This window comes from Microbaculum marinum (assembly GCF_037855135.1).
GTDB classification, from domain to species: domain Bacteria; phylum Pseudomonadota; class Alphaproteobacteria; order Rhizobiales; family Tepidamorphaceae; genus Microbaculum; species Microbaculum marinum.
In genome coordinates this window covers 1-18,566 of sequence record NZ_JAZHOF010000002.1, presented here as the reverse complement: position 1 = coordinate 18,566, position 18,566 = coordinate 1, and the positions used below count along the sequence as shown (strand labels likewise).

The following is an 18,566-nucleotide window of genomic DNA, read 5'->3' as shown; positions in this document are numbered from 1 at the left end:
CGGAAGGTCGAGGCCCCGCCGGAGCCCCCTCTCCGCATGGACTCCCGCCGCACTTTCGTGGCACCTATCGCCTCAATCAAGGATACAGACATGCGGGAGGTCCAAGGGCCGGTGCCCGAACCGTACTCCATCCAGGTGAAGATCTGCGGCCTGACCGACGAGGCCGCCGTTGCCGCGACGCTCCAGGCCGGGGCCGATCTGGCCGGCTTCGTGTTCTTTCCGCCGAGCCCGCGCCATCTGGCGACGGGCCGGGCCGCCGAACTGGCGAAGCCGTTGCGCGGCCGCGCCAGGATCGTCGCCCTGACGGTGGACGCCGACGACCGGGCCTTCGACGACATCTGCACGACGCTGTGCCCCGATCTCCTGCAGCTGCACGGCGACGAAAGCCCCAAACGGGTCGCTGCGCTGAAGGCACGCTACCGGCTGCCGGTGATGAAGATGATCGCCGTGCGGGACGTCGCGGACATCGAGCGCGCACGCGCCTATTTCGATGTCGCCGACCGAATCCTGTTCGACGCCAAGGCCCCTCCCGGGGCATCCCGGCCCGGCGGGTTGGGCCTCTCGTTCGACTGGCGGCTGCTCGCCGGGCTTGACCTGCCCCTGCCATTCATGCTGTCGGGTGGGCTGGATCCCGACACCGTCGCCACGGCCATCCGCATTGCGCGGCCCGGCGCCGTCGACGTGTCGTCCGGGGTCGAATCCGCGCCCGGCCGCAAGGATCCCGCCGCGATCCGCAGCTTCGTCGACGCCGTTCGCGCCGTCGGGCGGGAAACCGTTACGGCGGGCGGCGGCGCACTCGAAAGGATACCGACGTGACCATCGCATCGCCCAACACCTATCGCGCAGGTCCAGACGAGCGCGGCCATTTCGGCATGTTCGGAGGTCGTTTCGTCGCCGAAACGCTGATGCCGCTGATCCTCGATCTGGAGACGGCGTGGAACGAGGCCAAGGAAGATCCGGAGTTCCAGGCACAGCTGGCCCACCTCAACACGCACTACACCGGCCGGCCGAGCCCGCTCTACTTCGCCGAGCGGCTGACCGACCATCTCGGCGGCGCGAAGGTCTACTTCAAGCGCGACGAGCTGAATCACACCGGCAGCCACAAGATCAACAACTGCCTCGGCCAGATCCTGCTGGCGCGGCGCATGGGCAAGACCCGCATCATCGCCGAGACCGGCGCCGGCCAGCACGGCGTCGCCGCGGCCACCGTCGCCGCGCGGTTCGGCCATCCCTGCGTCGTCTACATGGGCGCCACGGACGTCGAGCGGCAGAAGCCCAACGTGTTCCGCATGAAGTTGCTCGGCGCCGAGGTGAACCCGGTGACCTCCGGGGCCGGCACGCTGAAGGACGCGATGAACGAGGCGCTGCGCGACTGGGTCGCCAACGTCGAGTCGACCTACTACATCATCGGCACCGCCGCCGGACCGCACCCCTACCCGGAGCTCGTGCGCGACTTCCAGTCGGTGATCGGCAAGGAGGTGCGCGAGCAGATCATGCAGGCCGAGGGCCGGCTTCCCGACGTGCTGGTCGCCGCCGTCGGCGGGGGGTCCAACGCGATCGGCCTGTTCCATCCCTTCCTCGACGACGCCGACGTCGAGATCTACGGCGTCGAGGCCGGCGGCCACGGTCTCCAGGGCGAGGAACACTGCGCCTCGCTGAGCGCCGGGCGACCCGGCGTGCTACACGGCAACCGAACATACCTGCTGCAGAACGACGACGGGCAGATCCTCGAGGGCCACTCCATCTCGGCCGGCCTCGACTATCCCGGCATCGGTCCGGAGCACTCCTGGCTGCACGACACCGGCCGGGTCGCCTACGTCCCGATCACCGACGAGGAGGCGCTGGAGGCCTTCCAGCTCTGCACCAAGCTCGAAGGCATCATCCCCGCGCTCGAGCCCTCGCACGCGCTCGCCCAGGTGATGAAGATCGCCCCGTCGATGCCGAAGGACAAAATCATCGTCATGAACATGTGCGGCCGCGGCGACAAGGACGTCTTCGCCGTCGGTAAGATCCTGGGGTACGACCTGTGAGGGATACGGCAACGTCCGCTCCCCGTCACCCGGCGCCAAAGGCGCCGACCTCTCCCCGCCGGGGAGAGGTGGGAGTTCGTTGTGCTGGTCTTCCAAACGATCGAAGACCCCATCTGGGGCACCTTACTGACAGCTTGCTCCATCACCTCTCCCCGGCGGGGAGAGGTCGGGACTGGCAAAGCCAGGCCCGGGTGAGGGGGCTCTACCGGCGCGATAGGGTGAGTTCCTCAAAGATCATCGCAAGAACGCCGTCGAGGTTTTCGTACACGTCGGTGTTCGAGACCCGGACGACGCGAAAGCCGAGCGACTCGAGGATGCGTGTCCGTTCGTCGTCCTTTGCACGTTCCTCGCCGGTCACATGCGTCACGCCGTCCACTTCGACGATCAGCTTCCCGCCGATCGTCACGAAGTCGACGACATACCGGTCGATCGGGTGCTGTCTACGGAACTTCCACTCCGCCAGCCTGCGATTCCTCAGAGCACTCCACAGGCGTGCCTCGGCCCTGGTCTGCCGACTCCGCAGTTCAGCCGATCGCTTCCTGAATTGCTCCATGCCCCACGAAAACACGGCCTGCGCACCATGACCACCTCCCGCATCGACCGGCGCTTCGCGGCCCTGCATTCGGAAGGCCGAGCGGCCTTCGTGACCTTCGTGATGGCCGGCGACCCCGATCCCGACACGTCGCTGGAAATCCTGAAGGCATTGCCGGCCGCCGGCGCCGACGTGATCGAGATCGGCATGCCGTTCTCCGATCCGATGGCCGACGGACCGGCCGTCCAGGCTGCGGGCCTGCGCGCGCTGAAGGCCGGCCAGACGCTGCGCCGGACGCTCGAACTCGTCCGCGGCTTCCGGTCCGGCGACGACGACACCCCGATCGTCCTGATGGGCTACTACAACCCGATCTATTCCTACGGCAGCGAAACCTTCCTGGACGACGCCAGGGAAGCCGGCGTCGACGGGCTGATCATCGTCGACCTGCCGCCGGAGGCCGACGACGAGCTGTGCCTGCCGTCGATCGAGCGGGGGATCAACTTCATCCGTCTGGCGACGCCGACGACCGACGAGAGGCGCCTGCCGTTCGTCCTGGCCAACACCTCCGGCTTCGTCTACTACGTCTCGATCACCGGCATCACCGGCACGCGGGCGCCCGATATCGGCGCGGTCACGTCAGCGGTCGGGCGCATCAAGCGCCACACCGAACTGCCCGTCGTCGTCGGCTTCGGCGTCAAGACGCCCGATCAGGCCGCGGCGATCGCGGCCGGCGCCGACGGCGTCGTCGTCGGCTCCGCCCTGGTCGAGGCCGTACGCGGCTCGCTCGATGCCGACGGACATGCTACCGGTGGAACCGTCGAGGCGGTCTCCGGCCTGGTGTCGCAGCTTGCGGACGGCGTGCGCGCGGGCCGCCCCAAAGCCGCCGAATAGCTGCGATACTGCAACCGTACCCCGACCGCCGGTATTCGCCCGTGGCGGGGGTGCGACAAAGCGAGGCTTATGTGAACTGGATCAACAGCGTCGTCCGACCCAAGATCCGCAGCTTCCTGGAAAAGAAGGAAGTGCCGGACAATCTCTGGGTCAAGTGCCCGGAAACGGGCGAGATGGTGTTTCACCGCGATCTGGAGGCCAATCTCTACGTCATTCCCGGGTCCGGCCATCACATGCGGATGCCGGTCGACGCACGGCTGAAGCAGCTGTTCGACAACGGCGAATACGTGACGATCGAGACGCCCGAGGTCTCACCGGACCCGCTGCGGTTCCGCGACGAGCGGCGCTATTCGGACCGGATCAAGGACGCGCGCAACAAGACCGGCGCCCGCGACGCCGTGCGCATCGCCTACGGTACGCTTGACGCCCTGCCGGTGACGGTCGGCATCCAGAACTTCGAGTTCATGGGCGGCTCGCTCGGCATGGCCGCCGGCGAGGCGGTGATCACCGGCCTCGAAACGGCGGCCGAGCGGCAGACGCCCTTCATCATGTTTGCGGCCTCGGGCGGTGCGCGGATGCAGGAAGGCATCCTTTCGCTGATGCAGATGCCGCGGACCACGGTCGCGGTGCAGAAGCTGCGCGAGGCCGGCCAACCCTATATCGTCGTGCTGACCAATCCGACGACGGGCGGCGTCACGGCCTCCTACGCCATGCTCGGCGACATCCATATCGCGGAACCCGGCGCGCTCATCGGCTTTGCCGGACCGCGCGTCATCGAGCAGACGATCCGCGAGAAGCTGCCCGAGGGATTCCAGCGCGCCGAGTACCTGCTCGACCATGGCATGGTCGACATGGTGGTATCGCGGCTGGAGTTGCGCGAGACGCTGAGCCGCGTCTGCCGGCTCCTGTTGAAGGCGCCGTCCTTCTCAGCGGTGCAGGCGGAAACAGAGGCCGCCGATACGAAGACGTCGGCCGACGGCGAGCCCGAGCCGGTACCGGTTCCGCTCGCCGAAGCCGCCGACTGAGGCACCGACCACGGCCCCGAAGAGTCCGGGCGGCTGACTCCGGCCGGTTGCCGTCCTATATACGAACCGAACCTGAATGCCCCACGAACCGGCACAACCGGGGCGCAAGAGATCTCCCATGGCTTCATCCGACCTGATCCTCGAACGGCTCGCCGAGCTGCACCCCCGCAAGATCGACCTGTCGCTGGGGCGGATGCACCGGATTCTCGAACAGCTCGGTCATCCCGAGCGCCGGCTGCCGCCGGTCGTCCATATCGCCGGGACCAACGGCAAGGGCTCGACCGCCGCCTATCTCCGGTCGATGACCGAGGCGGTAGGCTACGGCGCGCACGTCTATACGTCGCCCCACCTGGTGCGGTTCCACGAACGGATCCGGCTGGCCAATGACGGCGGCGAGAAGGGCAGCGGATTCGTCACGGAAAGAGAACTCGCGGCCGCGCTCGCCGAATGCGAGAAGGCCAATGGCGGCGAACCGATCACGATCTTCGAGATCACCACGGCCGCCGCGTTCCTGGTGTTTTCGCGCCATCCCGCCGACCTGCTGCTGCTGGAAGTCGGCCTCGGCGGGCGGCTCGATGCAACCAATGTCGTCGACAGGCCGCTCGCCACCATCATCACCCCGATCTCCATGGATCACGCCCAGTATCTCGGCGACACGATCGAGCTGATCGCGCGCGAGAAGGCGGGTATCCTGAAGAAGGGCGTTCCCTGCATCGTCGCCGCCCAGCCGCGCGAGGTCGAGCGGGTGATAGAGCGGGCAGCGGCGCGGCTCGCCGCACCGTTGTCGATCTCGGGCCAGGACTGGCACGCCACGGAAGAGCGCGGCCGCCTCGTCTTTCAGGACGAACAGGGCCTGATGGATCTGCCGCTGCCGCGTCTGGTCGGTCGCCACCAGCTGGAGAACGCCGGCGCGGCGATCGCGACGTTGCGGCATCTGCCCTACGATGTCGACGAAGCGGCGATCGCGGCGGGCATGCAGAATGTCGAGTGGCCCGCCCGGCTGCAGCCGCTGTCCTACGGACCGATCGTCGAGGCCGCGCCGGAGGGCGCGGAGATCTGGCTCGACGGCGGCCACAATCCGGCCGCCGGCGAGGTGCTGGCCTCGGCGCTGGCCGAGCTCGAGGACCGCAGTCCGCGGCCGCTCTATCTCATTGCAGGCATGCTGACCAGCAAGGACGCCTCCGGCTTCTTTGCCTCATTCGAGGGGCTGGCACGCGAGGTGGTGACGGTGCCGATTCCCGACGTGGAGGCAAGCTTCGGGGCCGCCGAACTGGCAAGCGACGCCGCCCGTGCGGGGCTGACCGCCCGTGTCGCGGGAAGTGTCCAGCAGGCGCTCGCCGGCCTGCCGCGCGGCGAGCCGATCCGCGTCCTGATCTGCGGGTCGCTGTATCTGGCAGGCCATGTCCTGAGGATCCAGGAAACCGTGCCGCAGTAAGGGGTTGCTGCGTGACCTGATCGCGCCGCCATACAGCAACGGCGGCGCCGATGGCGCCGCCGCTTGAAACTCTATCGGATCGCGATCAGATCGATTCGGAAATCCACGACACCAGCCGGCTCTTCGGCTGGACGCCGACCTGGGTGCCGATCGCCTCGCCGCCCTTGAACAGGATCAGCGTCGGGATCGCGCGGACGCCGTAATTCGAGGGAATGCCGGGGTTTTCGTCGACATTGACCTTGGCAATCTTCACCTTGCCGGCCATCTCGGTCTCGATCTCGTCGAGCATCGGCGCGATCTGGCGGCAGGGGCCGCACCATTCCGCCCAGAAGTCGACCAGTACCGGCTCGGAAGACTCCAGCACATCGGCCTGGAATGCGGCGTCGGTGGTGTGGGAAACGGCCATATTGTGTCCTCGCAGGTCGCGAATCGGCCGCGGTGGCGACCGTTCATGGAATCGTTGTGGCCGAAAGTTAGGTAGGTGCCGGGGGACCGTCAAGGCGACGCAGGTCTCTCATGCGTCGCGGTCGGGGCCGGCATGCGCGTCCATCAGGCCGTCGGGAAGCGCCATCAGCGTCGGTCCCGATGTCCACAGCAGGGCCGCGCGGACCGTCCGGTCGGGCCAGATCCGGCGGGCGAGATCGCGGTAGGCGGCGAGCTGGGCGAGATAGCCGTGCGGCACCGCCTCGGCGCTCTCCGGCACCACTCGGTCGCTCTTGTAGTCGACGATCAACACTTCGTCATCGGTGACCGCCAGCCGGTCGATCTGGCCGACGAGCGGCGGCGCGCCGGGTCCGGCACGGCCGGCGATCGACACCTCCGCCTGCGCCCCTGGGACGAAGGCGGCGGCGAAGGCGGGGTCGTCGAGCACTGCCAGGACAGTGTCAAGAACGTGCTGTCGCTGTGCCGTCGGCCAGTCAGGAGCCTGCCATCCGAGTGCCAGCTCGCCGGCGGCCCGCCGCTCGTCCGGCGGAAGGTCCGGCAGGGCCTCGAGCAGCCGGTGCAGGATGGTGCCGCGCCGCATCGCGGCTGCCCTCGCCGGTCCGCCGCCGGCGTCGGGACGACCGTGGCCGGCGAGTTGCGAGGCAGCCTGCGGCCGGACCGCCTGGGCCTCGCGCGGGGCGGGACGGCCGACCCAGTCGGGGACCGCCGCCGCGGCCGGTGCCGGCTGCGCAGGCGCCTCCGGTTCCCTCGGCGTTCCCGGACCGACGTAGCGCCTGACCGGGCCATCGGGGGTCTCGGTCTCGCTGAGCAGGGTCTCGAGCCCGGTCCCGATCAGGTCGTACCAGGTCGGGCCCGACTGCGAGGCCCGCCTGGTGGCGAAGCCGGCGACGTAGAGCCGGTCGCGGGCGCGCGTCATCGCCACGTAGAGCAGCCGGTTCTGCTCCTCGTCGCGGCGGCGCTCGGCGGCCTCGCGCAGGGTCCTGGTGACCGCGCAGTCGGCCTGCTTGCTCTGCGCCCAGACGAGCGGCGCGCCGAAGCTCCCCTCGAAGGGAAACAGCGGTCCGACGCCGCGCCCGCCGACGCCGCGGCAGGTGTCGGGCAGGAAGACGATCGGCGCCTCCAGGCCCTTGGCGCCGTGCACGGTCATCACGCGCACCTCGTCGCGGCCCTTGTCCATGTCGCGCTTGACCTGGGCGGGCGCGGCGTCGAGCCAGGCGAGGAAGCCCGGCAGGCTCGGCGTCTCGGCGCGCTCGTAGGCAAGCGCCAGGCCGAGGAACTCGTCGATCGCCTCGAAGGCCTCCGCGCCGAGCCGGCGATGGAAGGCGGCGCGGCCGCGGTCGGCGCCGAGGATGCGGGCATAGAATTCGTAGGGCCGTTCGAAGCCGGCGCGCCGGCGCCACTCCTCGAGCGTCTCGCGGATCCGGACATGCCGAGGATCCTCCGAGCGCCGGATCGCACCCCACAGCGAGCCGCGCCGGCCGATCGCGATCGCCATCAGCCCGTCCTCGTCCATGCCGACCAGCGGCGATTTCAACAGGGCGGCGAGATTGAGGTCGTCCTCGGGCATCAGCGCGAAGCGGCCGACCGCCATCAGATCCATGACGGCGATGTGGTCGGTCAGCACCAGCCGGTCGGCGCCGGCGACGGGAATGTCGTGGCGCTTGAGGGCGCGGATCATCGGCTCGGCGAACGGGGCGCGGCGGGCCATCAGGATCATGATGTCGCCGGGGCGGATCGGCTTGCCGGTCGCCTCCAGGCAGTCGCCGCCGTCGAGCCATCGCCGGATGGTGACCGCGATCCGCTCGGCGACGCGGTTCTCGGGACTGCCGGCCCGGTCGACGTCGAGCGGCGCATCCCACGGCGTCACGTCGGCGGCCTCGTCCGGCTCCTCGACCGGCCAGATCTCGACGAGGCCCGGCTCGCCGATGCGGATCGCCTCGTGGATCACGGCCTCCGGCACATCCGGCAGCGACAGGCCGGCGCTGGCGGGTGCCTCGCGAAAGACCTCGTCGACGGCCTTCAGCACCGACGGGGTCGACCGGAAGGACAGGCGCAGCGGCACCGAGCGGAACGTCCTCTCGGCGTCCTCGGCGCTGCTCGCGAAATGCCGCTGCATGTCGCCGAAGCGCGCCGGATCGGCGCCCTGGAAGGAATAGATCGACTGCTTGATGTCGCCGACGGCGAAGATCGTCCGGTTGGCATCGCGGGCGCCCTGCCCGGCGAAGAACTCGCCGGCCATCTTCTGGACGATTTCCCACTGGCGCGGGCTGGTGTCCTGGGCCTCGTCGACCAGCACGTGGTCGAGGCCGCCGTCGAGCTTGAACAGCACCCAGCCGGCATCGGCGCGGCCGAGCAGCATGGCGGTGCGCTCGACGAGATCGTCGAAGTCGACGACGCCGCGCGCACCCTTCAGCGCCTGGTAGCGGTCGATGACGGCGTCGGCGACGGTGAACAGGGCGGCGTTGCCGGCGAAGATGCGGGCCGCGGCCAGGCGGTCGCAGAGCCCGACGACGCGCGCCTTCTCGGAGTCGAGCCTGTCGGAGAGGTCGGGGTAGTCCTGCCGGAACGGCTTCGTCAGGAACTGCCTGCGCTCCTTGCCGCTTCTGGTCAGGAAGACCGACAGATAGGCGGTCAGCGCCTGCTCGGCATCCGCGGCGACGACCGCGGCGGCGAGACAATGGCCGAGTTCTCCGACCTTCGACGATCCCGTCCGCAGCGTCTCGGCGACCGCCTGCCACTCGGACCGCGGCAGGTGGGCGCTCGTCAGGATTTCGGTGGCGATGGTCGCTTCGTCCTCGTGCGGGGCGAGCCCCAGCTCGGACTTGAGCACGGCGAGCGCGCCCTGCAGGTCGCCGGCGCCGCGCACCCAGTCGAGGAAGGCGCTGCGCTGCCGGAGCACGGTCTCGACAAGCTCGGCGATGCCGCTGTCGCTGAGCCGGGCGAGCAGGTCGCCGAGCGCCTGCGCCAGCGGGCCGTCGTCGCCCGCCTCGACCAGCACCTCGGCCTGCGCCTCGGCGAGCAGTTCGGCGCTGGCGCGCTCGTCGAGCACCGTGAAGCCGGCGGTGACGCTCGCCTCGAAGGGGAACTGCTGCAGGAGCCGTTCGCAGAAGGCGTGGATCGTCTGGATCTTCAGGCCGCCCGGCGTCTCGACGGCGGCGGCGAACAGCCGGCGGGCCCGGCGCAAAGCAGCGGCATCCGGCCGCCGGCCCTCGATCGCCTCGATCCGCGCGGCGAGGTCGGCATCGCTGGCCGTGGTCCACTCGCTCAGCCACTCAAACACCCGGTTCGACATCTCGGCTGCGGCGGCCTTGGTGTAGGTGATGCAGAGCAGGCGCGAGGGATCGGCGCCCGACAGGAGCAGCCGCAGCACCCGCTGGGCGAGCACGTAGGTCTTGCCGGCGCCGGCATTGGCGCGGACCCAGGCCGAGGCGCGCGGGTCGGCCGCCTCGCGCTGTGCGGCGACGGTCGCTTCGGGAACCTTGCGGACGGTGTCGGCCATCAGTCGCCCCCGCCCGCGCCCCACTCCGGCCAGCGCGACAGGTGGTCGTAGTCGGTGACCTTGCGGGCGAACTGGCTGCGCGGCTTGACGTAGTAGGGCTGCCCGGAATCGGCGAAGCGTTCCAGCAGACGGATCAGGCTCGCCAGAGTGGCCCGGGCGAAATCCGCGACGGTGCCCTCCTCCGGCGCGATCTCCTTCACCTCGCCGGGATTGCGGCCGCCGCGCAGCTCGACATAGGCGAGCCGGTCCGGCTCCAGGCCGGCGACCTGCGGCCCGAAGCCGCCGCCCATCGCCATCGCGGCCTCCAGCGGCAATTGCGGGCTGAGGCCGATGCGCACCTGCTTCTCGGTCGGGGCGGCGCCCGTCTTGTAGTCGACGATGCGCAGCCCCCCGGATGCGGCGACGTCGAAGCGGTCGCCGCGACCGGTCAGGCGAAACGGCCGGCCGGCAACCGGCAACGACAGATCGCCCGTCTGCTCGACGAACCGCGCCTTCAGCCCGGGCCGCTCCGCCCGGTCCCGGGCGACGAACCATTCGGCGATGCGCAGGAACCTCGGCCACCAGAAGGCACGGATCTCCGGAAAGTCGTCGAGACCCTCGAACAGCCGTTCGCCGATGACGATCAGGTCCGCCGCCTCGCCGGCGTCGACCGCCTGGACGTAGTCGGCCAGCGCCTCGTGGATGATGTTGCCGCGCTCGGCGGCGTCCGGCAGTTCGTCCAGGGTCGCCAGCGGTTCCAGCCGCAGGATACGGCGGGCGTAGATGGCGTACGGGTCGCGGATCAGCGTCTCGATCTCGGTGACGCTCAGCCGGTCGGGTCGGTGTTCGAGCGCCGGGCACGGCTTCGGCTCGCCGATCGGTTCGGTCGGCCCGACGTGATGGTCGATGGTGCGGGCAAGGTCGAGACATGGCCGGCCCTTCTCCGCCAGCGCCTGCCAGCGGTCCTTGCCGATCACCGCCTTCATGCGCTGCAGCCAGCGCGAGGCGATGGCGGGCGCACCGCCGATCTTGGTGGCGTGCGACAGCACGACGGAGGGCGCGCACATCGCCTGGGCGACGTCGTGGGCGGCAAGGCCGATGAACCGCTCCGGCGCCTCCAGCCCGACGCCGCGGCGCATCGGCCGGTTGAGGAAGGGATCGGTGCGCGTGTCGGCGGGCCAGACGCCTTCGACGAGGCCGCCGAGGATCAGCAGGTCCGCCGAGATCAGGCGGGCCTCGAGCGGGCCGAGGATCGACAGGCGCGGATGGCCGGGCGCATGCGGGCGCACCGGGATGCCGGACATCAACGCCCGCAGCAGCGCGGGGTATTCCGACAGCTTCGGCTCGAGGCCACCGCGGGCGGCATCCGACAGGTCCTCCACGAAGCGCTGCAGCGCCACCGCGTCGTCGCCGGCGAGCGTCATGCCATGCGGCGTCGCCGCGACGGAGGCCAGTGCCTGCGCATGTGCCGCGACGACGCCGCCGAACGGCAGCGCACCGCGGCCGGCCAGCGCTTCCAGCGGCTCGAGCGCGGCGGCAATGCGCTCGCCCAGGTCGAGAGCCGCGCGCCAGTCGTCTTCGCCAAGCCGGCGGACGGCCGGATGCAGCCGCGCCCCGGCGCGCCGCTCGAAGGCGTGTCGCAGCGTCCGCACCAGTCCGGCCCCGCCGGCCGCAGGCCGCGGACCGCGCAGCGCGACCAGTTCCAGAAGCCGCGCCGCGCGGCGCGCCTCGGCGGGCTCCAGGCCGAAGGCGGCCAGCGGGTGCTGGATCAGGGCGACCAGGGCGACCGGGGCAAGCCGCAGCGCGGCCGCATCGGCGATCAGCCGGAACAGGGTGCCGGCCGCCGTGTCGGCCAGCGGCAGCCCGGCGCTGTCCTCGACCGCGATGTCCCAGCGGCGGAGTTCGGCTGCGACCCTTCGGGCGAGCGCCCGGTCCGGCGTCACCAGCGCCGCCGTGCGGCCGGGCGTCTCGACCGCCTCGCGCATCGACAGCGCGATCGCCAGCGCTTCCTCCTGCTCGCTTGCCGCCTCCAGCACGCGGACCCCGGCCAGCGCGTCGGCCAGGGCGTCGGGTGCGATCGTTCCGGCCACCTCCGCCCAGCGGTCGGTGGTGGCGACCGGACGGAAGGTCTCGCCGACGATCCGCTCGCGGGCGGGGAGCTGCGGCGCCACCAGCCTGTCGACACCGCCGCGCACCGCGCCGAGCCGGCCGAGCAGGCGCTTCAGCCCGTACTGCGGATGGCCGGGCTGCGGGTCGTCGGCGTGGTCGACCGCCTCCCAGCTCGCGTCGTCCAGGTCGAGATCGAGCCCCGGCAGCACGACGGCGCCGAGCGGCAGGCGCGCGATCGCCGCGAGCAGGTCCGCGGTCGCCGGTATGGTACCGGTCGAACCGGCGGCGACGACCGGCCCGGCGGGCGGGCGGGAGCGCAGCAGCTCCGCCTCGCCGCGCAGCAGCGCGTCGCGCCGGGCGGCGGGATCCACCGCCTGCTCGGCCTCGAGGATGTCCGGCCAGAGCTCGGTGGCGATCCGCAGGAACTCTACGGTCAGCCGCCAGTAGGCGGCATGGTCCTCCGGCACCAGGCCGGACAGCCCGGAGAATTTCCTGCCTTCCGTCTCGAAATCGTCGATGAGGGTGGCGAGATCGCGCGCCAGATAGGCCGCGTCGCCGGGCACGACGGGGATCGCCACCGGTTCGTCGCGGCCCGGCACCATCAGGCTCCGGGCGACGGTGCGGCCCCAGCCGAGCACCAGTTCGGTCAGCAGGACGTGGCGCCTGAGCGGAGCGATCGCCGGCTTCTGCCGCAGCGCCAGCGCCGCGTCGCCCAGCGCGCCGACGCCGGCGAGCGCGAGGTCGACCTCGTCGACGTCGCCGATCGGCCGGATCCTCGGCAGCAGAACGGCCTCGCCCCCGGCGCGGGCGGCGAGGATCTCGGCAAGCGCCCGGCAGGCGCGCCGGGTCGGCAGCAGCACCAGGTGGTCGGACAGCGGATACGGTGCGCCGCCGGGGGCAAAGGGCACCAGCGTGCCGGCGAGCAGCGCGTCAGCCAGCCGCTCCAGGAACGGCGCGGACGGCGGGATCGTCCACAGCCGCGGCCCGGCGGCGGCGCCGCTCCGTTCGGTCCCGGTGGCGTCTGCGGAGGCGCCCATGGCGCCTCACATGGCGCTTTCGGAGATCATCATCTCGGCTTCGGCGATCGCCGCAGGCGCGCCGACATGCATCCACAGCCCGTCGAGCCGGAGGCCGAACAGCCGTTCCGCCTCGATCGCCTCGTCGAACAGGACGTTGAGGGAGAACCTGCCCTCCGGCGCAGCAGCGAACAGCCGCGGCGACAGGATGCCGCTGCCGGTATAGACGAACGGGGCCATCAGCCGCTCCGGGCGGCGGCTGAGCCGGCCGTCGGGTCCGAGCATGAAGTCGCCGTCGCCGGAATAGCCCGAACTCGCGACGACCGGCGCGACGACCAGCAGCGCGTCCATGCGGGCGTCGTCCCAGGCCTCGGCCAGCCGGTCGAGCAGCGGGCGGGCGCTCTCGATCCACAGCGAATCGGTATTGAGCAGGTAGAACGGGTCCGGGCCGAGCGCAGGCAACGCCCTGGCGATGCCGCCGCCGGTCTCCAGCAGTTCGTCGCGCTCGTCGGAGATCGTGATGGCGGGCGCCGCGCGGTCGCGAAGATGGGCCTCGATCTGGTCGGCGAGGTAATGCACGTTGACGACGGCGCGGCCGACCCGTGCCTCCGCCAGCCGGTCGAGGACGTGGTCGATCAGCGGCTTGCCGGCCACCTCGACGAGCGGCTTGGGCTTCGTCTCGGTGATCGGCCGCATGCGCGTGCCAAGCCCGGCCGCCAGAACCATCGCCGCATCAGGCCGCAAGCGCCCGCTTCCGTTGGCGTTTCCGTCGCCGGCACCGTTCGTTGACCCGTTCGTCGCCATGTCGTCCTAGCCTGCCGCCCGTCTGCGCAGTTCGTCGGGAAGGTGGGTGTCGTACCAGACCTTGAGGCGCGCGAGAACCGGATGGTCGAGCGCATGCTCCAGATAGGTGGATATCCGGGGGATGTGGGCGAGATAGGCCGGCTTGCCGTCGCGCAGGAACAGCCGCGCGAAGATGCCGAGGATCTTGGTGTTGCGCTGGGCGGCGAGAATCGCCAGGTCGCGGTCGAAGGCCGCCGCGTCGAAGCCGGGATCGGCCTGCCGCCGGCAGGCAACGTAGCGGGCGCGCAGGTCGTCCCGCAACGGCGCCGGCACGTCGACGCGCGCGTCGAAGACCAGCGAGGCGACGTCGTAGGCTGCCGGGCCGATCACCGCGTCCTGGAAATCGAGCAGGCCGACCCGGCGGATGCCGTCGCGCTCCGGCAGCCACATCAGGTTGGGCGAATGGTAGTCGCGCATCACCCAGGCGCGGTGGGCGGCCGGATCGGCGATGCCGGGCAGCAGGTCGGCCCAGATCGCATCGAACTCGGCGAGCGCGGCCTCCGACAGCGGCGCGCCGGTGGCGAACGGGGCGAACCAGTCCGCCAGCAGGCCGAGCTCGATACGGAACGCCGCCTCGTCGTAGCGCGGCAGCCGGTGGACGATCCCCGGCGCGGCCTCGACCGCGTCGGGCATGGCCAGGCCGTGGAACTCGGCCAGCAGCTCGACGGCGGCGGCATATCGCTCCGCGACCGGCCTGCCGGCGTCGTCGAGCACGGTCAGGGCGCCGAGGTCCTCGATCACCAGCACGCCGCGGTCGAGGTCGGCGGCATGGATCCGCGGCGCCGAGAAACCGCGCTCGCCGAGCGCCCGGGCGACGGCGACGAAGGGCGTCACGGACTCGGCGAGATGGGCGATCCGGCTGTAGGGCACCGGGCCGGTGCCGGGATCCGGCGCCGCAGGGGAATCCATCATCACGGCGCTCATCACGGCGCTGCGGCCGTCCCGCGACAGGCGCTCGTAGCGCCGGCTCGAGGCGTCGCCCTTGAGGAAGCGCCGGCGCCAGCCGCCGTAGCCGAGCCGTGCCAGGACGTCGCGGACCTCGGCGATGCGGGCCAGCCGATCGGTCCAGTCGCCGTGGGCGGTGAGCCGCGCGGTGCGGGCGCCGGGATCCTCCGCGTCGACCTCGAGACGGACCTCGAGGCGGTCGGCGGGGAATCGGTCCGGCGCCCGCTCCGGCCATTCGGCCAGGATCAGGCCGGCATGCTCGTCGAGGCCCAGTTCGTCGAGCTCGGCCGGATCGCCGAGCCGGTAGAGATCGACATGGGCGATCGCCAGCCGCGGCAGGTCGTAGGTCTGGACCAGCGTGAAGGTCGGGCTCGGCACCTCCAGGCCGGCATCGTCGGCGACGGCGCGGATCAGGGCGCGGGCGAAGGCGGTCTTGCCGGCGCCGAGATCGCCGGCGAGCAGGACGACGTCGCCGGCGCCCGCCGCCGCCGCGACCGCCTCGGCGAGGCGCTGCGTGGCGGATTCGTCCGGCAGCTCGATCACGACGCTGCGGGATGGCGCGGGAGCCTGGTGCAGGGGATGCGACACGGAACCGGGTTCGCTGTCTCTGTCGTCCTCGACCGGCGGCGCTAGCGCTCGCGCGCGGCGGATCCGGCCGCGGCGGCGTCGGCGCCGGCGGCGCCGGCGGATGTCTCGCTGCCCGGATCCCGCGGCCGGGCCGGCAGGTCCAGCTCGTGGATGGTCGCGCCGGGCGCGCCGTCCTCGCTGCGCGCCGCCGCGCGGAGCGGCTGGCGCGCCGGCAGCACGCAGGCCACCGTGGTGCCGCGGCCGGGCGAGGAGTCCAGCCGCACCTCGCCGCCGTGCAGCTCGACGAAGCTCTTGACGATCGACAGCCCCAGCCCCGCGCCGCGGTGGCGGGTGCCGAGCGAATAGCTCTCGAAGCGGTCGAAGACGGCGCGGCGGACGTCGTCGGGGATGCCCGGACCCTCGTCGCGCACCGCGAAGGTGACCCGGCCGGTGCGGTCGCGGCTGACGCCGAGCGCCACCGCGTGGCCCGGGTCGCTGAAGCCGATGGCGTTGGACAGGAGGTTGAACAGGATCTGCCGGATGCGCTTCTCGTCGGCCTGCATGGTGCCGATGTCCTCCGGCACGTCGAGGTCGAGGGTGATCCCCGAGGACGCCAGCCGGTCGTTGAGGCTCTCGGCGGCGGCGGTGACGGCGGCGCGGATGTCGACCTCGCCGATGTCGAGCTCCATCACGCCGGCGTCGACGGTGGCGAGATCCAGGATGTCGTTGATGATCGCCAGGAGCGCGCTCGAGGACGACAGGATGTGGCCGGCATACTCGCGCTGCCGCTCGCTCATCGCGCCGGGCTCGCCGTCGCTCATCAGCTGGGCGAAGCCGATGATGTTGGTCAGCGGCGCGCGCAGCTCGTAGGAGACCTTGTGGACGAACTCGTTCTTGATGCGCGAGGCGGTGATCAGCGCCTCGTTGCGGTCGCGCAGCGCCTTCTCGATGCGGGCGGAATCGCTGACGTCGGTGAACACCACCAGCGTCGCCCCGTCGGGCAGCGGCACGGCGCGCAGGTCGATGACGCTGCGGTCGGGACGCTCCAGCCGCCGCGACAGCGCCTCGCGGCTGTCCTGCAGGCTGGTGACGACGGCGCGCAGCGACGCCCAGACCGCCGTGTCGTCGTACAGGTCGCGGCACCAGCCGATCACCGCCTCGACATGCGGCTGGCTGCCGAGCCGGTCGCCCGACAGCCTCCAGATCTCGCTGAAGGCGGGATTGTAGAGCTTCAGCAGGCCGTCCGTGCCGAACACGGCGATGCCCTCGTCGAGGCTGTCGAGCGTCTCGCGCTGCACCTCGGTCAGCGCCACCACCCGGCTTTCCAGGTCGAGCGACTGGGTGACGTCCTCGAACAGGGCGGACACCGAGCCATCCGCCTGGCGGGTCATCACGACGGAGACGGTGCGCCCGTCCGGCAGGTGCCAGAGGGTGCGCCTGGCCGCGTCGACGGTGTCGGCCGAGGTGAAGACGGAGAGCTGGTCGGCGCGCCAGTCGCGATAGTCGACCGGCTCCTGGATGCGGCCGGCGGCGCGCAGCCGATCGAGGATCTCGTCGAAGCCGGGCCCGGCGTTCAGGAAGGCCGCGTCGAGCCCCCACAGCTGGCCGAACATCCGGTTGTAGTAGTTGAGCCGCTGGTCCGGGCCGAAGGCGGCGACCGCGGTGGCGACCAGGTCGAGCGTGCGGGCATGGGTGTCGTCGCGCCGGGCAAGCTGGCGGCGCAGGGTCTCGGCGTCGGCGATGTCGATGGCGATGCCGGCCCGGTAGCGCTCGCCGTCGACGTCCCAGACGTCGTGCATGCGCTGGGCGCGGCCGACCGCCAGCGACATCTGCCGGTGCGCCACGCCGTCGTCCCGTCGGTCGGCATCCAGCTGGTTGCGTTCGGTGGCGTCGAGCAGCTCGATGCCGGCATCGACCGCCGCGGCGCCGGAGTCCGCGCCGACCGCCCGGGCATAGGCGCGGTTCGCCCAGGACAGCCGGCCCTCCGCATCGCACAGCCAGGCCGGCATCGGCACGGTGTCGAGCAGCGCCCGCAGCGCCTCGACGTCCCGCGCCAGCCGCTTGTGGCGGTCGGAGATGTCGGCCAGCTCGCGGCGCTGCCCGGCGAGGTCGCGGATGCGCAGCACCGCCCGGCCGGCCGCCGACCGGCCGTCGGCCTCGACGAATCCGGCCTCGGCGGCGGTCTCGCCGCGCCGGATCCGGGTCCGCAGGGTGAGGTTGAAGCTCTCGCCGCGCGAGCGCAGCGCGACGATCTGCTTTTCCAGGTCGAGCGCCGATTCCGGGTCCAGCCACTTGCCGAACGCCAGCACGTCGCCGCGCCGCGACGGCAGCACCCGGGAGGGGCCGGGATCGCAGTGGATCTCCGGTTCGCCGCCGTCGAGCGGCCAGACCACGAGGACGTTCTGGTCGACGGCGAGCAGCCCCTCGGCGCGCTCGACGCGGGCGCTGAGCTCGCCGATGCGTTCCTGCGCGGCCCGCTCGGCAAGCTGCAGCCGGGCGCGGGTGCGGACGTAGAGAATGGCTGCCAGGACGGCGAAGAACAGGATGCCGAGGAACAGGCTGAGCGCCGCCAGTTCCTCCTGCGAGACGGAAGTGTGGACGTCGGTGATCTGGCGGCGCAGCTCCGTGCCGAGATCGAGCGATCCGCCGCCGGCCTGGGCCCAGGCGACGGCCGGCAGCAGCAGGGTCACCGCGGCGAGGGGCAGGATCCGGGCGACAGTGGAGAGGGCGCCATTACACAGGGCGGCAGTGGAGATGGCGACCGCGGACAGGGGTGGGACAAGGCCGCCCTTGCCCGGTTGCCGCCAATCGATCCGCATCTGGCCCGTTCCCAAGCTGCGCCCGCCACCGCGCGCCCGACCGCCTCCAAAGCGCATCCTGCGCGCGTGATCCCCCGCGCGAATTAAACGAATCATCCCGCAGCCAATCTAATCCGTCGGGCGGAGTCTGTCATGGCCGCAACACGCGCGCACGGCGATTAAAGACGGGCCGGCCGCAACGGTCGGTCCCGCCGGTGCCCGCACCGTGCGCCAGCGCCTCGTGGTTCGAGACAGCCGCTGGCGCGGCTTCCTTGTAACTTGAACTCCGCCGTTTCTGGCATACTGCTGGAAGCGGTGGCGGGCGGGAGACCGTCGCTCCTCAGGGACGCCAAGCCCGTTGGTGAGCCAGGGTCCTTGCCCGCCGTTCCATCGACCCCGAACAGTCGCTTGGGCCGCTCGAAGCGAAGCCCGCTTGCGCAAGGATGGGACAGG

At 71.3% G+C, this 18,566-nt stretch carries 12 protein-coding genes; 5 read left to right on the top strand and 7 right to left on the bottom strand.

The window, feature by feature from the left end:
* The first annotated feature begins 90 nt into the window (after positions 1-90).
* The gene (locus V3328_RS03540) at positions 91-816 is read left to right on the top strand and encodes a phosphoribosylanthranilate isomerase (protein ID WP_340328277.1); all 726 of its coding nucleotides are present in this window, start codon (positions 91-93) and stop codon (positions 814-816) included.
* 56 nt (positions 817-872) lie between these two features.
* Positions 873-2,030, top strand: coding sequence for a tryptophan synthase subunit beta (trpB, locus tag V3328_RS03535; RefSeq protein WP_340328878.1), 1,158 nt, complete (start codon positions 873-875; stop codon positions 2,028-2,030).
* Between the two features lie 202 nt (positions 2,031-2,232).
* Here the strand turns inward: trpB and V3328_RS03530 are convergent, their stop codons facing one another.
* The gene (locus tag V3328_RS03530) at positions 2,233-2,652 is read right to left on the bottom strand and encodes an endonuclease domain-containing protein (protein WP_340328276.1); all 420 of its coding nucleotides are present in this window, start codon (positions 2,650-2,652) and stop codon (positions 2,233-2,235) included.
* On the opposite strand from V3328_RS03530, the gene trpA reads away from it, so the two are divergent.
* From trpA to V3328_RS03515, 3 genes are all read left to right on the top strand, one after another.
* Complete coding sequence (trpA, locus tag V3328_RS03525; RefSeq protein ID WP_340328275.1) at positions 2,611-3,453, top strand: tryptophan synthase subunit alpha; 843 nt, start codon at positions 2,611-2,613, stop codon at positions 3,451-3,453. The genes V3328_RS03530 and trpA overlap by 42 nt on opposite strands.
* A 71-nt stretch (positions 3,454-3,524) precedes the next feature.
* The gene (accD, locus tag V3328_RS03520) at positions 3,525-4,478 is read left to right on the top strand and encodes an acetyl-CoA carboxylase, carboxyltransferase subunit beta (RefSeq protein WP_340328274.1); all 954 of its coding nucleotides are present in this window, start codon (positions 3,525-3,527) and stop codon (positions 4,476-4,478) included.
* Between the two features lie 118 nt (positions 4,479-4,596).
* A complete protein-coding gene (locus tag V3328_RS03515) occupies positions 4,597-5,913 on the top strand; it encodes a bifunctional folylpolyglutamate synthase/dihydrofolate synthase (protein WP_340328273.1) in 1,317 nt (438 codons plus the stop codon).
* 85 nt (positions 5,914-5,998) lie between these two features.
* Here V3328_RS03515 and trxA read toward each other — a convergent pair whose 3' ends face one another.
* The 6 genes from trxA to V3328_RS03485 all read right to left on the bottom strand — a co-directional run bounded on the left by trxA (position 5,999) and on the right by V3328_RS03485 (position 18,134).
* Entirely contained in the window at positions 5,999-6,319 is a 321-nt protein-coding gene (gene trxA, locus V3328_RS03510) for a thioredoxin (protein WP_340328272.1), read from the bottom strand.
* Positions 6,320-6,427: 108 nt separating this feature from the next.
* On the bottom strand, positions 6,428-9,856 hold the full coding sequence (gene addA, locus V3328_RS03505; protein ID WP_340328271.1) for a double-strand break repair helicase AddA: 3,429 nt from the start codon (positions 9,854-9,856) through the stop codon (positions 6,428-6,430).
* Complete coding sequence (gene addB / locus V3328_RS03500; protein WP_340328270.1) at positions 9,856-12,981, bottom strand: double-strand break repair protein AddB; 3,126 nt, start codon at positions 12,979-12,981, stop codon at positions 9,856-9,858. Before addB ends, addA begins: the two co-directional genes overlap by 1 nt.
* A gap of 6 nt (positions 12,982-12,987) precedes the next feature.
* Entirely contained in the window at positions 12,988-13,686 is a 699-nt protein-coding gene (locus V3328_RS03495) for a nucleotidyltransferase family protein (RefSeq protein ID WP_340328877.1), read from the bottom strand.
* A gap of 84 nt (positions 13,687-13,770) precedes the next feature.
* Positions 13,771-15,336: a tRNA (adenosine(37)-N6)-threonylcarbamoyltransferase complex ATPase subunit type 1 TsaE gene (tsaE, locus tag V3328_RS03490; RefSeq protein ID WP_340328269.1), complete on the bottom strand. Its 1,566-nt coding sequence runs from the start codon at positions 15,334-15,336 to the stop codon at positions 13,771-13,773.
* 41 nt (positions 15,337-15,377) lie between these two features.
* Entirely contained in the window at positions 15,378-18,134 is a 2,757-nt protein-coding gene (locus tag V3328_RS03485) for an ATP-binding protein (protein WP_340328268.1), read from the bottom strand.
* Between the last annotated feature and the right edge of the window lie 432 nt (positions 18,135-18,566).

Bases quoted from the DNA above. Each gene is read 5' to 3' on its own strand.
- V3328_RS03540 (WP_340328277.1), top strand. From the start codon at position 91: ATGCGGGAGGTCCAAGGGCCGGTGCCCGAACCGTACTCCATCCAGGTG.
- trpB (WP_340328878.1), top strand. From the start codon at position 873: ATGTTCGGAGGTCGTTTCGTCGCCGAAACGCTGATGCCGCTGATCCTC.
- trpA (WP_340328275.1), top strand. From the start codon at position 2,611: ATGACCACCTCCCGCATCGACCGGCGCTTCGCGGCCCTGCATTCGGAA.
- V3328_RS03530 (WP_340328276.1), bottom strand. From the start codon at position 2,652: ATGCAGGGCCGCGAAGCGCCGGTCGATGCGGGAGGTGGTCATGGTGCG.
- V3328_RS03515 (WP_340328273.1), top strand. From the start codon at position 4,597: ATGGCTTCATCCGACCTGATCCTCGAACGGCTCGCCGAGCTGCACCCC.
- trxA (WP_340328272.1), bottom strand. From the start codon at position 6,319: ATGGCCGTTTCCCACACCACCGACGCCGCATTCCAGGCCGATGTGCTG.
- addA (WP_340328271.1), bottom strand. From the start codon at position 9,856: ATGGCCGACACCGTCCGCAAGGTTCCCGAAGCGACCGTCGCCGCACAG.
- addB (WP_340328270.1), bottom strand. From the start codon at position 12,981: ATGGGCGCCTCCGCAGACGCCACCGGGACCGAACGGAGCGGCGCCGCC.
- V3328_RS03495 (WP_340328877.1), bottom strand. From the start codon at position 13,686: ATGGTTCTGGCGGCCGGGCTTGGCACGCGCATGCGGCCGATCACCGAG.
- V3328_RS03485 (WP_340328268.1), bottom strand. From the start codon at position 18,134: ATGCGGATCGATTGGCGGCAACCGGGCAAGGGCGGCCTTGTCCCACCC.